Origin of the sequence: Flavobacterium granuli, assembly GCF_900129705.1 — a bacterium.
GTDB classification, from domain to species: domain Bacteria; phylum Bacteroidota; class Bacteroidia; order Flavobacteriales; family Flavobacteriaceae; genus Flavobacterium; species Flavobacterium granuli.
Map to the genome: position 1 here is coordinate 139,571 of NZ_FQWO01000010.1, position 16,556 is coordinate 156,126.

13 protein-coding genes are annotated in these 16,556 nt (G+C 34.6%); 6 read left to right on the forward strand and 7 right to left on the reverse strand.

All coding sequences use genetic code 11. The features are described 5' to 3' along the window. Positions 1 to 171 precede the first annotated feature (171 nt). Entirely contained in the window at positions 172 to 465 is a 294-nt protein-coding gene (locus tag BUB25_RS12945; protein ID WP_072945038.1) for a hypothetical protein, read from the reverse strand. A 157-nt stretch (positions 466 to 622) separates the two neighbouring features. Here BUB25_RS12945 and BUB25_RS12950 point away from each other — a divergent pair, with 157 nt between their 5' ends. The 4 genes from BUB25_RS12950 (at position 623) to mobC (ending at position 5,499) form a co-directional block, all read left to right on the forward strand. Continuing rightward, positions 623 to 1,522 carry a toprim domain-containing protein gene (locus tag BUB25_RS12950; RefSeq protein WP_072945067.1) on the forward strand — a complete coding sequence of 300 codons (900 nt, stop codon included), beginning with the start codon at positions 623 to 625 and terminating at the stop codon, positions 1,520 to 1,522. 283 nt (positions 1,523 to 1,805) lie between these two features. After that, entirely contained in the window at positions 1,806 to 2,195 is a 390-nt protein-coding gene (locus BUB25_RS12955) for a plasmid mobilization protein (RefSeq protein WP_072945040.1), read from the forward strand. Next, entirely contained in the window at positions 2,183 to 3,499 is a 1,317-nt protein-coding gene (locus BUB25_RS12960) for a relaxase/mobilization nuclease domain-containing protein (RefSeq protein ID WP_072945042.1), read from the forward strand. The genes BUB25_RS12955 and BUB25_RS12960 overlap by 13 nt, the downstream gene beginning before the upstream one ends. A 17-nt stretch (positions 3,500 to 3,516) precedes the next feature. Further along, entirely contained in the window at positions 3,517 to 5,499 is a 1,983-nt protein-coding gene (gene mobC / locus BUB25_RS12965) for a conjugal transfer protein MobC (protein ID WP_072945069.1), read from the forward strand. 358 nt (positions 5,500 to 5,857) lie between these two features. Here mobC and BUB25_RS12970 read toward each other — a convergent pair whose 3' ends face one another. From BUB25_RS12970 to BUB25_RS12995, 6 genes are all read right to left on the reverse strand, one after another. After that, the gene (locus BUB25_RS12970; RefSeq protein ID WP_072945044.1) at positions 5,858 to 7,339 is read right to left on the reverse strand and encodes a carboxypeptidase regulatory-like domain-containing protein; all 1,482 of its coding nucleotides are present in this window, start codon (positions 7,337 to 7,339) and stop codon (positions 5,858 to 5,860) included. A 97-nt stretch (positions 7,340 to 7,436) separates the two neighbouring features. Beyond that, a complete protein-coding gene (locus BUB25_RS12975; RefSeq protein ID WP_072945046.1) occupies positions 7,437 to 8,810 on the reverse strand; it encodes a CsgG/HfaB family protein in 1,374 nt (457 codons plus the stop codon). Positions 8,811 to 8,921: 111 nt separating this feature from the next. Further along, the gene (locus BUB25_RS12980; protein WP_072945048.1) at positions 8,922 to 9,326 is read right to left on the reverse strand and encodes a curli production assembly/transport component CsgF; all 405 of its coding nucleotides are present in this window, start codon (positions 9,324 to 9,326) and stop codon (positions 8,922 to 8,924) included. A gap of 65 nt (positions 9,327 to 9,391) precedes the next feature. After that, positions 9,392 to 10,132, reverse strand: coding sequence for a CsgE family curli-type amyloid fiber assembly protein (locus BUB25_RS16355; RefSeq protein WP_084089594.1), 741 nt, complete (start codon positions 10,130 to 10,132; stop codon positions 9,392 to 9,394). Positions 10,133 to 10,232: 100 nt separating this feature from the next. Beyond that, a complete protein-coding gene (locus BUB25_RS12990; protein ID WP_072945050.1) occupies positions 10,233 to 10,751 on the reverse strand; it encodes a hypothetical protein in 519 nt (172 codons plus the stop codon). 210 nt (positions 10,752 to 10,961) lie between these two features. Further along, a complete protein-coding gene (locus BUB25_RS12995; RefSeq protein WP_084089596.1) occupies positions 10,962 to 11,816 on the reverse strand; it encodes a hypothetical protein in 855 nt (284 codons plus the stop codon). A gap of 1,024 nt (positions 11,817 to 12,840) precedes the next feature. Between BUB25_RS12995 and BUB25_RS13000 the strand changes: the two genes are divergently transcribed. Both BUB25_RS13000 and BUB25_RS13005 read left to right on the forward strand, forming a co-directional pair. After that, positions 12,841 to 13,335, forward strand: coding sequence for a hypothetical protein (locus BUB25_RS13000; protein WP_072945054.1), 495 nt, complete (start codon positions 12,841 to 12,843; stop codon positions 13,333 to 13,335). Between the two features lie 50 nt (positions 13,336 to 13,385). After that, positions 13,386 to 16,556 (forward strand): vWA domain-containing protein (locus BUB25_RS13005; RefSeq protein WP_139256915.1); only part of this gene is annotated, 3,171 nt, incomplete at its 3' end.

A 16,556-nucleotide genomic window follows, 5' to 3' on the forward strand; every position in this document is an offset into this window, starting at 1 on the left:
TTGTTATTAAACCAATAACTGTATTTCAAAATCCAGCCAAAAGTTTTGAAAAATCTGCTTTTTAATAAAAAACGCCATTTTGTTTTATCAAAATGGCGTTCTCAGTTGAATTTTAAAAAAAATTATAGAGGAAGTGAAATATACTCCTCACAGGCAGCCGATTAAACCAAATTACTTTCCTTCTCTAGTTAATGTCCCCAGTTTTTCATTCAATTCTACTAGCCCTGCTTTTAACAGACAATCCCCTGCCAAGGCTTTCAAGTCTTGAAGGTTTTCCTCAGACATGCTCCCTAAAAAATGAAGCTCCTCCTTTTCTTCTTTTGAAGATAAGCCGCGCCTGATTACCTGATTTAATAACAATACGTTTTTTCGGGAGATTTTTAAATCAATCTTCACCAACTCATTCATTCCTGGTGTACTCAAAATAGTATCGTACACTCTTGCTACATCATTTGTTGTAATCATAATTCAAATCATTTAAGTTAGTACTCTTTCTCCATACAAAAATAGACAGCCTATCTGAATTCTTCCCAATCAAAATATGTAGAGGATTGGACAGTCTCTTTAGCTTCTATAATTTAGTAATGTAAACCTGAATTATGAACCTGATAAAATGACTTTTATGAATTTCAGCAACCACAACATGACCATTGCACAAGCTAAAACACTGGATCTAATTAATTATTTAGCTGTTTTAGGTTTTAAACCCTCAAAAATTAAGGGATCGGATTTCTGGTTTCTCTCTCCTTTAAGAGTGGAGAAAACACCTTCTTTCAAAGTCAATCAAAAGCTAAACTGCTGGTACGATCACGGGATAGGAAAGGGCGGAAACTTAATCGCTTTTGGGCTACTCTATTACAACTGTTCCATTAGTGAACTGCTGCAAAATTTAAGTCATACTTTTTCTCTTCAAAAACCAATAACCCAACATGCAAATGAAGATCCAAAAAGGACGTATAAGATCCAAATTTTGAAAGAGGAGCCACTAGCTTCTCCATCCCTTTTGCGCTACCTCGAACAGAGACGAATTCCAATCAAAATAGCCCAGCAATTTTGTGTTGAAATTAGATATGCGTTAAATAAAAATACCTACTATGGTATTGGATTTAAAAATGATCTTGGAGGTTTCGAAATTAGAAATCCTTACTTCAAAACAAGCAGTTCCCCTAAGGGCATAACCTCCTTTGACAATTGCAGTAATGAGGTGGTTGTATTTGAAGGTTTTATAGACTTTCTATCTTTTAAAGCCACAACCAAAAACCTTCCTGAAAATAGTCAGGATTTTGTTGTTTTAAATTCTGTTTCTTTTTTCGAAAGAGCACGTCCTTTTATGGAAAACCATCAATCCATTCGGCTTTTTCTAGATCGGGATGAAACGGGGCAAAATTATACCAGCCGTGCACTTTCTCTGAGTACTAAATACACTGATGAAAGTAAACTCTATGAACATTATAAGGATTTAAATGATTGGAGTATGAACTGCGGAAAGTCGGCAAAAAGGCATTTGGGAAGAAAATTATAATGGTCATTCTTTGTTCCAAGGCTAAAAGTAATTCCAATGTTTTTTTTACTTCTGAACAGTTGAAGCTGCTGCAAAACATTAAAAATGGCTAAAAGATTGCCACGTTCCTGCAATCGGCAAGATGTCCGGTTGTATCACAACCGATATCTTGCTGCCCATTCACTCGGGACTCGTGGGCAGTGAAACTGAAAGGACAAAAGAGTTTGTAAATATGAAATGAAGCATAGCGAATTCATAAATACCGATAAAAGGCAATTTGAAGTAATGAGTAAAAGGAGAACTAATGAAAGAGAGAAACAACAACAGAACGAAGTGGCTTCATCTTCGTTTGACACCTGAAGAGCATCAAAAAATAGAAAAGGAATTCAGCAAATCAACTTGTCGAAAACTAAGCGATTACGCCAGAAAAAACCTTTTACAGAAACCTATCGTTAGGACCTATCGAAATAAATCCTTAGACGATTTTATGGCAGAAATGATACGCCTGAGAGGGGAACTTAATGCCATCGGGAACAACTTTAATCAGTCTGTAAAAAAACTGCATACCCTTCAACAGATTTCCGATTTTAAGCACTGGCTCATCAGCTATGAACTGGAGAAAAAAACACTTTTTAATAAGGTGGATGAAATAAAAAAACAGATTCAAAAAATGGCAGAATCATGGTTGCAATAATTAAAACGGGGCATTCCATCCATCGGATTTTAAACTACAATGAAAACAAAGTGCAGCAGGGAGTAGCGGAATGCATTGGGGCTGGCAATTACCCTGTCGATATCGAAAAAATGGGGTTTACCATGAAACTAAACCGCTTGTTGAAACAGGCTAATTTAAATGAAAATGTAAAACGCAATAGTGTGCATATCTCGCTCAATTTTGACGTGAGGGAAACAGAAATTTTAAAAGAGAAACTGATGGAAATAGCTGATACTTATATGGGAAAGATTGGTTTTAAAGAACAGCCCTATCTGGTTTATCAACATCATGATGCTGGACATCCGCATATCCATATTATTTCTTTAAAAGTCAGAGCTGATGGCAGCCGGATTGATATGCAGAATATTGGTCGAAACCAATCCGAAAAAGCTCGAAAAGAAATCGAAACAGCTTATGGATTAATTAGGGCAGAGAAGCATAAACGAGAAAAAGAATTGATTGTAAAACCAGTTGACGCCAGTAAAGTAGAATATGGACGAAGTGAATCAAAACGCGCGATAACCAATGTTCTTGACAAAGTACTTCAAAATTACAAATATGCCAGCCTGCCAGAATTAAATGCAGTGCTTCAACAGTATAATGTTACAGCAGACAGAGGAAGCGAAAATTCAAGGATTTTTCAAAACAGAGGATTGCTGTATCGGATACTAGATGAAAAAGGCAAAGCTGTTGGAGTTCCAATCAAAGCTAGTGATTTTTATAGCCATCCAACATTGAAATTTTTAGAAGAGCGATTTATTGAAAATGAAAAAGCACGCACACCTTATAAGTCCAGAATAAAAAACACAATTGATATGACATTACTGGACAAGAAAAGAATGTCGATTCAGGAACTTAAAAAAACTGTGGCACTTTCTGGAATCAATATGGTCTTTCGACAAAACGGAGAGGGTTTAATATATGGTATTACGTATGTAGATCATCAAACGCAATGTGTATTTAATGGAAGTGCTTTAGGAAAACTATACAGTGCAAAGGCCATTCAGGAACGCTGCGGTTTAAATAAAATGGCACTGCAAAAAGCAAGCGTTTTTAAAAATGAAAAACCACAAGGAGCCACAACACAAAAAAATTCCAAAGAAGTTTTCCTTGCATCAAGCTTTACTGATTCACTAAAGAATTCAGCTGCTAAACCCGCTATTGAGATTGGCAAATTAGTAAACACATTTATGCAGTCGGAACAAGATTCAGCCTACCTGCCGAATGAATTGAAAGCCAAGAAGAAAAAAAAGAAACGAAAAGGACAATCTGATAACCAATAAAAGACAGCATTATGGCTATGCAAACCGGAGAAAACGAACAGGCATTACGAAAAATACTGGATATGACCCGACTCATCAGTATCGTAATTTTATTGATCCATTTTTATTATTACTGCTATATCACTTTCAAAGAATGGGGTTATGTTAGTGAATTCAGCGATACCATTTTAGGCAATATATACCGCACCGGATTGTTTAGTAATTTTCATAAATCCAAACTTTTCACCTTGGGATTCTTGCTGATTTCCCTACTTGGAGCGAAAGGACGCAAAGAGGAGAAATTGAATCATAAAACAGCCTTAGCCTATATCATTACGGGGATATTAATCTACTTTCTAAGCTATCTATCGTTGTTCATAAAAATAGATAGTACTGAAGTGGCGATTGTCTATATCATTAATACCTGTATAGGATATTTATTAGTCCTCTCCGGGGGTACATTACTTTCCAGAATAATAAAAAACAGTCTGAGCAATAAAGATATTTTCAATAAAGAAAATGAAACTTTTCCTCAGGAAGAACGATTGCTTGAAAATGAATATTCCATCAATCTTCCAGCCCGTTATCATTTGAAAGATAAAGTTAGAAACAGTTGGATCAACATCATTAATCCCTTTCGCGCTTTGATGGTTTTGGGTACACCAGGATCCGGTAAATCCTATTTTGTCATTCGTCACGTCATTACTCAACATATCCGTAAAGGTTTTACTATGTTCGTCTATGATTTTAAATTTGATGACCTTTCTAAAATTACTTATAACAGCTGGCTGAAATACCAGCACCTCTATCCAATCCCTCCGAAGTTTTATATAATTAATTTTGATGATTTGAGCCGCACACATCGATGCAATCCACTGGAGCCATCTGCGATGACAGACATCACAGATGCAGCAGAATCAGCCCGGACCATTTTATTGGGGCTCAACAAAGAATGGATTAAAAGACAGGGAGACTTTTTTGTGGAGTCACCTATCAATTTTCTGACCGCTATAATTTGGTATTTAAGGAAGTACAAGGAAGGCCAATTCTGTACCCTTCCTCACGTTATTGAACTCATGCAACTCGACTATGATAGCCTATTTACATTATTGCGTACAGAAAAAGAAATTGAGGTACTTATTAATCCTTTTGTAAATGCTTATCTCAATGATGTAATGGAACAATTAGAAGGACAAATCGCTTCGGCTAAGATTGCCATGGCCAGACTCTCCTCGCCCCAATTGTATTATGTATTATCTGGAAATGACTTTACATTAGACATCAATAATCCAGCTGAACCAAAGATTATCTGCATGGGAAATAACCCTCAAAAGATACAAATTTATGGAGCTGTCTTATCTTTGTACGTCTCCCGCTTGGTAAAACTCGTTAATCAAAAAGGCAAACTAAAAAGCAGTCTTATATTCGATGAATTTCCGACTATCTATCTCAATAATATGGACAGTCTTATTGCCACTGCCCGAAGCAATAAAGTAGCCACTTGTTTAGGCATACAAGATTTCAGTCAGCTTCGTAAAGATTATGGTCGTGAACAGGCAGATGTGATTATGAACATCACCGGAAACATTGTCAGCGGTCAAGTAACTGGAGACACGGCCAAGCAACTTTCAGAACGATTTGGGAAAATTATGCAGGATAGAGAGAGTCTGTCTACTAATAGTGCAGATAGCTCGATCAGCCGTTCCAAACAATTAGAATCAGCCGTCCCTCCTTCTAAGATATCCTCCTTAAGTTCAGGTGAGTTTGTTGGTATGGTTGCCGATGATCCTGATTGTAAAATTGAATTGAAGACGTTTCATTGTCAAATTATCAATGACCATGAAGCCTTAAAAAAAGAACAGGATAATTATACCGATATAGCAGTTATTCGCAAGTTAGATTCCTCTATCGTACAAAGAAACTATTTACAGATCAAACAAGATGTTCAGGAAATAGTACATTCTGAAATAGAACGGTTGCTGAATGATCCAGGGCTGGCCTATTTGGTGGTTAGGAAGTGATTCGAAAGAACCTACCTACTCATTCTGCCTCTTCGGGAGACTATCCCAAAAAGTGTGTAAGTTGAAAAGTTAAGGCTCGATTTTTATAATCTGAGCCTTTTTTCAAATATAAAGGTAAATTAATTTAAAAACAATTCCCCAATTTCGAATTGGCATCGTACATTTTTAGGTCGATTATCTCAGAGCCAAAAATACTGATTTTAGGACAGCTTCATCAGTTAAAAAGAACATTTAATTTTTTTATTCAAGATTTTATAGCTCAGTTACATCTCTATTTTATAGGTTATAACAAATGAAAAGAAATGGCTCTAATCCCTGCCATTCCTCTTCATTCTCCTGATTATATAACTTTAAAATCTTATTTCCATTCTGGCATTGACCCCCCAGCAAACAATGTAGTTCGTGCTGTTGAATTTGTAACGCTAGCTTTTTGAATATTCTTAATAGATAATCCATCATTCGACGTATTCGTAAAGATAACCTCCGCTTCATTCGGGGAAAATTTTACATCTAGATCATTAAAACCATTTTGTTTTTGATTGTCTAATTCTATTGAGGTATTGGAAGATCGGTTATATATAAAGATCCTAGAATCAAGTCTTCTATAATTAGCATTCTGAAAACCCGAAACATCCCTAGTATATACTATTTTTTGATTATCGACAGAAATATCTAATCCGCTAACAGCGCCATTCAATCCAGAAAGAACTTCATACAATACGGTGCCAGAAGTATTAATAACATAAACTTCTACATTATAACCTGAAACATCATTTACTTTAAGTACAATCTGACTTCCATCTTGGCTCCAATCACATTCTGAAATAAACTTGCCATTTGGAGTTTGATATAACTGAACCAATCCACTACCGTTAGAATTTATACGATATAGTTTATCAAAACTAGGATAAATCAGTTGGCTACCGTTTGTACTCCAACAATAATTTACATGTTCCATGTTAAATCCAGAAATAGGAACGGTATTAGTCACCTTAAAAACATTAGACCCATCGGGATCCATAGTATAAATTTGATTTTGAGATCCATCGGAACTAATATAAGCAATCTTATTGGTTTGTAAATTTTTTCGAGGACGATAACTATTCACTTCTGCGGAAGAAAGTTGTAGTTCATTTCCTAACTCATCGGCAGTATAAATGACATTATTAAAATTAACTTTCTTAACATATAAAAATCTTGGATTTGGAAAAGCTAAGGTGGTGAAAGAACTTGTAATACTATTTGATGGTTTATTTATAGCATCTGATGATGCTACCTGCCAATAATATTTAGTACTATAACTCAACCCCGATATTGACAAATTTGTTGTTTTAATATCACTATATGTCGTTATTACATCAGTAGTTCCATTTCTTACCATCACAGTATATGTCAACGGATCGGTTTCTGCATCTGTCGCTGTCCATGTTAAGTTTAATGTTAATCCCTGATTTTTTGCATTATCAAGTGGTGCTGTAAGTACTGGAATTCCTGGTGGCTTATTGTTAGCAGTCGCAATTTCTAACTCAAACACAATTTGTATTTCATTATTTACAGTAACAACTGCGGGCTCAAACTTTGCCGTGTAGCCTTCTTTTTGAGCCTGAAAAGAATATTTTCCCACCAAAATTTTATCAAAAACAAAATAACCATCCTTGTCTGTGAAGAAAGTACTTGTTGAAGGACTTGTCGAAATTCGCGCATTCTCCACAGGTTCAAAAGTACCTGCTTTGACTACCCTTCCTTTTACTGTTCCATAACCTCCATCAACTATAGGATCCTCGCTACAAGAAACCAAAAGAATAAAACACATTAATACGCTTAATACTATTTTTTTCATCTTGAGATTGTATTATTATATTAGACAACTACCCAAATCATAATTACATACATGAATGCTTTTTCAATTCTAATTCTGATACATCAAAAAATATAAACTATTTTTTAATTTTTAATTTATGAGGGAAATAATAAGTTAAACCGATTCCAAAACGCCAATAAAAATCGTCTCTTTTGCCGTGAACAGCATAGTCAACATTATCTGAAAAAGTCAAATTGTGTTCCCCATATATCTTAAAACCAAAATTATTACTAACTAGATACTCCAAACCAGCTCCATATTGAACTTTTGAATAATTATTTTCAAATTTTTTGTTGAAACTTGTACCGGCACCTGCAAAAATATATGGGGTAAAAATGTCATAGGGTAGAACCAATAACTCGGCATTCAAATCGAACGAAGCATATCCCACATCCAACACATTTTTATTTCCTAACCAAAAAGCATTTGTTGATGCACTAAGATTAAAATTTGGAGCAAAAAAATACTTAATTGCTCCACGAATCATGGGTTTAGCAACTGGGTTAGGATAATCTCCTTGCATCAAAGTGACACCTCCAGTTCCTTCTAGGCCTATCTTACCTCTTTTTTCCGTTTGATTTCTTCCATAAAGCATTCCCAAATCAGCTTCATCTCTTTCTCTAGTATAGGATTCCAAAAAATCTACTACCTCTGGATTTGTAGCATCTACCTGCCATAAATTACTTTTAATTCCGTCAACAATTAATCCTTCAACAGCTTTTTCTATTGCTTCGGTAACAGCTAATTGAATGGGTTCATTTCTGGTAAAACCTGTTTCAACTTCAAGTAATTTTTTAAGATTTACATATTTAAACAAATTGGCATCTACACTTTGGGATAAGATTGTTTTAGACACATAAACCGTATTTAAAATTTTACCATTAGAAGTTGATACTAGTCTAAGGTATATTGAAATTCTATCTTGCCTGTATCTTGTGGAAGCTCCTGTACCAAAATATCGAGCCCCAAATCCACCAGTTATGATATTGGAATCATATGAAATAATTCCTCCTTCTAATAAAACACCTGCAAATAGTAAGGGAGTTAATTGATTGTCCTTCGGGTCTGGTGTACCTCCTGAATATTCCTGTCTTGTAGATCTAATAATATTTCTCTCATTGAGAAGATTTCCTAAGTTTTCCCTTTCAATAGGTACAAACCATTTTGAGTCTCCTAAAGCCTTAATTAAAATCGAAGTTGCTCCTTGCGTTACAGCGGTACTAAAAGTACTTCCTAGTTCTGTGGATTTGTATTGTCCAGTTTGATCTTTAAACTTATAAACCCCAACAACAATTTGTTCTTTAGGTTTTGGCAATTTAGCTAAGGACGATGTTGCAGGTGTATTCTCTCCGTAAACTGCTTTTTGAACACCAACAGGCTGATTAAAATAGGCTGAACAACCGGAGATTATAAATACAAATAAAAGAGTAATAGTCGCATTTTTATTCATAACTAACTTTTTTAAGATTTGAGGACAGTAATAGATGCAGATGCGATTTTTGTCAAAACAAAAACTTAAAATGAATTTTAAAAAAAATATTAGCAGTAAACTAGATTATTATCATCCGCCTGGAATAAAAACTTGTGTTTTTTCACCAGTATCTGTATCTAAAATATCAACTACCAATCCCAAATTAGAGGGATAGATATTTACTGCCAAACTTCCAAAAGTATAAGATCCAGGTACTACTCCCTTGTCACCAAATTGTTTTTGAAATAAAGAATTTGATACTTGGCTTAGCAATTGATTATTAAGATTATTTTTGAATAATTGCAGAGCTGTCAAATTACTTGAATTATTATCCGGCTCTCTATACTTATTTTGCGACTCAGCTGAATTTAATAACCAACTGTAGTTAAAGGTATCCCCTCCAAAAGCTGGATTTATTGGTTTATAAACCAAATCTTGGGCAATAGAAATAGTATTAAACCCAAACACTAGTATAAATATAGTAAATATTTTCATAATATAGTTATTTAAATAATGACAAAAATTATAGCTCTTATTTTTCCCGTAAAAAGCTAATAACGTTAATATTGAAATATACTTTTGTCTTGTTTCTCTTTCATTGCAAAGTATTTATACACTTTCGAAGAAGATGAAACAGCCATATATTCTAAAAATTCTTCATCTGGTTTAGCTATAAATTCATCTACTATTTCTCCCTCCACATCAACAATTATTTTTGTAGTTCTACCATAAGTTAATTCCTCTTGAATAGTAACAGTTTTCGAAGAATTGGCATTTAATTTAGCCAATTCTTTAAAAAATAAATCATAAAAATCATTCCCTAGCTTAGTTTTTGTATCGTTAGAAACAATACCCTTCATTACAATCCCATCAACCGGTTTTGCAATTGCTACCTTTAAGTTTTCTTTTTGTTCCCCTCCAATCATTATTTTATCTTTTCCTATGACGACATTATTTTCATCGTAAATAAATAATGCTATCATAATCTGATCTGTTTTGTCAATATTAATTCGCGTGCTCGACAAAGAAGTTTTTTGTAAGGGTTCTAATGTAGCACGACCATCTTGGGAATTATTAGCTTTATTGGTGTTGGTTTTATTTGTTTTAGAAACATAGAGAATAAATGAGATGTTTTTATATTCTGATTTCAAATTTTCTACCATGGCCACAATAGACAAAACATCTTCAACTTGTTCTATTTCTATTTTAGCCTTGACCTCTTTAAATTCTGTTTGAGAAAACGCCACTTGAATATTAAAAATGAAAATGATACAGACACAATATGATGTTAAGTATTTCATATTTGTAAGATTAAATTGTTAGAGGATATGTATTTTTACTTTCTTCTTGTTTATCTATTTTTCCAACAAATAAACTTATCATAAGTAACTAACTTACAACTTAATGATTAAAAATATATACACTACCTGAATTTCCTTTCTGTGATATTTTTAAATCTTTTGATATCGAATTTGTACCGTTATTGAACAGAACTAGATTATTACCTTCTTGATTTATGTCCATATTAATTGCCTTTTCATAATATGAAGATACATCGCTTATAAAATTATTTTTTCCGTTCTGAACAATAGTTTGATTTAATTGTTTTGCATTCTTATATACTTCTAAATGATTATTAAAACCATTTTGATCAATGCTTATTTTAGAGTTAGAGCTGGCAATATTTAAATCTATGCTTTGAGAATTTCCCATTTGAGAAATTTGAACTATATTCTGATTCAATAAAAACTTATTATTCAACTGAGCATTACCTAATCCGCTATCTTGAAAATAAATCGTCTCTTTATCCACTTTCTTTATTGGAGTTAGATCAGAATTGAATTCCGTTGACTGTGCATTTCCGAAAGAAAAGCAGAGTAAACCTATTACCAATAGATAGTTGTTTTTTATTGACTCCATGACTTGTTGATTAATAATTATTTCTTCTAAAAGCTAATTATATTAACTAAGGGATATATGTAAAAACCGAATACTTACCGATATTGAAAAAAAATGTAAATAACGATCCTTCAATAAACTTTTAACCAGTAAGTAGTAATGATTAAATTTAAAAAATTATAAGTGGACCTGACCTAACACTCAAATCCACTTATAATTAACATTCTAATTTTAATTTCTTTGCGTTACACTAGCAGTAAGGTCTTTACCGCATTGCGTAATTTTACTCCATTGATTTAAACCGGATTGATTTGTTCTTGCATAATTATCTTCGCCACCTTGCGTAATCATAGAATTGTTAAAATAACCATCCTGATCAATAAAAGCAGTATTATCTTTTCCACTTTGATCAATCAAAGCTTTATTGAAGGATCCCTCTTGATCAATATCGGCCTTGTTATCTTTACCAGATTGAACAATTTTAGCCCAGTTATGAGTATCTTCCTGATCAATATTAGCTTCATTCCCTTTTCCATCTTGATCAATTTCAGCATCGTTATGCTTTCCTCCCTGATCCACTGTAGCTACATTAGGTCCACTGCCGTAACCATGACTATTACCATGGCTATCACCATGTCCTTTTTTATCATCTCGACGGTCTCTGTCTTTATCCTTTTTGTCTCCATGCTCATTATCATCGCCACATGTCTTACAAGGATCAGGAACATAGCATGTTAGACAGTCATTACCATCACTTGCTGTTTGTGAAATCACTACAGTATTATCATCACTATCGCATTCTTGATTAATACTTGCAATTTGACCATTACCATTTTGGTTGATGGTAGCATTATTCATTTTACCGTACTGCACTATAGTCGCTTTATTAAAGCTACCATCTTGATTTACGTCAGAGTCATTTCCATGACCAGCCTGTTTTACATCTGATAAATTTTTAAATCCATCCTGAAGAACAGTTACACCATTATCGTAACCAGATTGTAAAATTGTACTTTTGTTGTTTAACTGTGCGAATCCAGCCATTGACAGCAGCATCACGGAGATGCTTAAAACTACTTTTCTCATAATAAATATATTTAATTGGTTATTAATACAACTTATTATGTAGGTTTTAAAAAAGTTATTGGGTCATCCTTTTTTAATGAAGTTTAGTATTTACATTAAAAACTGTTTAACTAAATTTCATACTCAAAGATATAAAAACAACGACCAAATAACAATACATAATATATTGTTATTCATGTATTTAACAAAAAAATCGTTAAAAAGTAAGTCTCACTCGTTAAACAACAGAAAAGTCAAAAAAATCCGATAAGAAAACAATTGTTAATAATTTTTAACAAATTCTACTGTTAAATGGGGAATCTAAAAATAAATAGTGTGTATTAAGGCAAATTTCCATTTTATACCAAACTATAATGTAATATAACTCATCAATGATAAATCTAGTGTTCCAAATAAATTGTATTTTCCTCTCTAATTTATCTATTCAAATCAAAATATCAACTGTTGTATTCCCACAGTCCTAAGCTCTCATGATATGTCAAACCAATGGTATGGATGATGTACTTCTTTTTCTGTTTTATACCCTCAAATGCAAAAAAAAAAAAACATATGTTACATGCCATTATAATAAAGGACTTTTCTTCTAAAAAAAAGAAAACACAAAAATAACTAACTAGTTATTAAACAGATATACTCTTTATTAACTATTCATCCATTGTTTTTATAAGAAAAATACATTTAAACGATTATTTAAGCTATTTAAAGACAAAAAGCACTTAATACAATTTATTGTTTATAAATTTATCTAACAATTTAACAATTCAAATACCAAATTAACAATTGTTGTTTTTTTATTTTCTTACTTTTTAAGTCCAGAAACAAACAAAGTATAAATATAAATTCTGTTTTCAAATTTTAATGAACTATATGTTCTTTCTTATTGGATTATAGAGATACCCGCCCCTGAATTATACTTAAATACGTATTAAAATAGGATTAACACGAGGTGTTTTTCTAATTAATACCTTTTATAAAATTGATTTTTTATTTCACCAAGCTATTAACACCGTAATACAAAATTATTATGAAAAACAACTCTACCTTTTTTGAAAAAAATGTTACTATTTTCTTCTTCTTTCTTATGTTTTCAACTACTATTTTTTCTCAAAATGGTTGTAAGGCAACACTAGTTGTTGAAAAAAACAACAATATAAGTACAATAAATAAAGGAAGTATTTACTATCCCTTAGTACTAACCAATACGGGCAATCAGTCGGACTCCTTTTCCGTTTCAGCTATTAATATTAATGGTTCTTGTAATAATAATGATCAATCTGATTCATCACTTAACGTAAACTTATCTTTTAGTTTTCTAGACAAAAATTTAACCCCAATAAATACACCTATAACATTGTCTGCAAATGAATCTATTCTTTTTTATGCTAAAGTAGACAAACCAATTAGTACAAATGTAAAAAGATGGAATTGTACGCGAATTGAGGCTCAATCCTCTAATTGTAGTAATTATAAGACCCAAACAGATGTTCAAACATTTGTTCTTGATCCTAATGAGGACTAAATAACCAAATCCCCTTTTAAAAGAATATTATCTTATTTAAAAATAATATCATGGAAATAATTTTACCTAATTCTACTGAATTAAATAGAAAATTACAGAAAATCTATTTTTTATTCCTTTTTTTACTCTATTCATTGTCTTTTTTTGGTCAGCAACAAATAACTCCAACAAAAACAATAATAGCCACTCCCTCATCTTGTAATACTTATGATGTTACCCTTAGTATTACAGGAGTAGCCCCAGTAAGGCCACTAGATGTTGTATTAGTTATTGATGTATCAGGTAGCATGTCTGACAACATACCGGGTGATACCAATACCTCAATGTATTATGCTAAGGCAGCCGCAACAGATTTTATAAATAATCTTTTTGCGAATAACCCAACTGGATTAAATAGAGTTGCTATCGTTAAATACGGCACAACCGCTACTATTGTTTCTCCTTTGACGGGTTCTTCCGGTAAAACTAGTCTGCTTACTAGCATCAGTAATTTAAGTGCAAATGGTGGAGCAACAAATATCCAAGATGGTATTGTGAAGGCTGATATAGCCTTATCACCACCAAATGGAAATTTTGATTGTCAAACAGCACGAAGCATTATACTGCTTACAGATGGTGTAGCCAACAGAACGGGTACAGGTGGAAATAACTGTAGCAGTGGTTCCGGGGGAACGTGCATTCAAAGTGCTATCACCGCGGCAAATGCAGCCAAAACAACTGTAGTTAGCTCTGTAGTGTACGAAAATCAAATTTTCTCCATTGGCTTAATGGGAGGGGTTTCTGCTTCGAATTTAGCAGATGCTCATTTTGCCTTAGATGCTATACAGAATACTGGTGGAGCATTTTATACAAATAGTGCCGCTAATTTAAGTGGCATCTATAGTCAAATTTTAAGTCAATTATCTTGGGCAGCAAAAAAAATTACAGGACTAAACCTTATCACTGAAACTGTAACAAGTGGGTTCACAATAGTTCCTGGTTCTATCATAGCTTCAGCGGGAACTACAGCCACTCAGTCATTACAAGAAATTTATTTTAATAAAGATATTCTATCTTCCGAAACGATAACTCTTAAATATCAAGTACAGCCTACTCCTGCGAATACAAATCCTGGAAATCAAACGGTAAGTAACACCAAAATGAATTATATCAATTCATTATGTGTTCAAGTACTTAATCAAAACACCATAGATGGCACAGGATTTATTACTGGCCGTTTAACTGCTTCTATTAGCCCAACTAATGTAAACTGTAAAGGTGGTGCAACAGGCTCTGCAACTGCTTCGGCAACTGGCGGAACTCCCGCTTATACCTATAGCTGGAATACCAATCCTGTTCAAAATACAGCCGTAGCCTCTGGATTGGCTGCAGGTACCTATACTGTAACAGTAACGGATTCCAAAGGTTGTACAGACACGGAACAAATTACTATAACTGAACCGCAAGATGCACTCGTAGCAGCAATTGGTTCTGTGACGAATGTAAACTGTAAAGATGGTGCAACAGGCTCGGCAACTGCTTCGGCAACTGGTGGAACTCCCGCTTATACCTATAGCTGGAATACCAATCCAGTTCAAAATACAGCTGTAGCCTCTGGATTAGCTGCAGGTACCTATACTGTAACAGTAACGGATTCCAAAGGATGTACAGACACGGAACAAATTACCATAACTGAACCTCAAGATGCACTCGTAGCAGCAATTGGTTCTGTGACGAATGTAAACTGTAAAGGTGGTGCAACAGGCTCTGCAACTGCTTCGGCAACTGGTGGAACTCCCGCTTATACCTATAGCTGGAATACCAATCCAGTTCAAAATACAGCTGTAGCCTCTGGATTGGCTGCAGGTACCTATACCGTAACGATAACGGATTCCAAAGGATGTACAGACACGGAACAAATTACCATAACTGAACCTCAAGATGCACTAGTAGCAGCAATTGGTTCTGTGACGAATGTAAACTGTAAAGGTGGTGCAACAGGCTCTGCAACTGCTTCGGCAACTGGTGGAACTCCCGCTTATACCTATAGCTGGAATACCAATCCTGTTCAAAATACAGCCGTAGCCTCTGGATTGGCTGCAGGCACCTATACTGTAACAGTAACGGATTCCAAAGGTTGTACCGACACTGAACAAATTACTATAACAGAACCGGAGAATGTGCTTGTTGCTGCAATAGGTTCTGTGGAGCATGTAAACTGTAAAGGTGGTGCGACAGGCTCGGCAACTGCTTCGGCAACTGGCGGAACTCCCGCTTATACCTATAGCTGGAATACCAATCCGGTTCAAAATACAGCCCTAGCTTCTGGATTAGCTGCAGGCACCTATACTGTAACAGTAACGGATTCCAAAGGTTGTACCGACACTGAACAAATTACTATAACTGAACCGCAAGATGCACTCGTAGCAGCAATTGGTTCTGTGGCAAATGTAAACTGTAAAGGTGGTGCGACAGGCTCGGCAACTGCTTCGGCAACTGGAGGAACTGCAACTTATACCTATAGCTGGAATACCAATCCTATTCAAAACACAGCCGTAGCCTCTGGATTGGCTGCAGGTACCTATACTGTAACGGTAACAGATTCCAAAGGATGTAGCGACACTGAACAAATTACTATAACTGAACCGCAAGATGCACTCGTAGCAACAATTGGTTCTGTGGCGAATGTAAATTGCAAAGGTGGCGCAACAGGCTCTGCAACTGCTTCGGCTACTGGCGGAACTCCCGCTTATACCTATAGCTGGAATACCAATCCGGTTCAAAATACAGCCGTAGCCTCTGGATTGGCTGCAGGTACCTATACCGTAACGGTAACGGATTCCAAAGGATGTAGCGACACTGAACAAATTACTATAACAGAACCGCAAGATGCACTCGTAGCAGCAATTGGTTCTGTGACAAATGTAAACTGTAAAGGTGGTGCGACAGGCTCGGCAAATGCTTCGGCAACTGGCGGAACTGCAACTTATACCTATAGCTGGAATACCAATCCTGTGCAAAATACAGCCGTAGCCTCTGGATTGGCCGCAGGTACTTATACTGTAACAGTAACGGATTCCAAAGGATGTAGCGATACTGAACAAATTACTATAACAGAACCCCAAGATGTATTAACATGTTCAATTATACAAGACAAAGCTGTTTCTTCTAATGGTTTAAGTGATGGTGAAGCCACTGTTACTCCGCTTGGCGGAAATGGAGGATACACCTACTTATGGGAT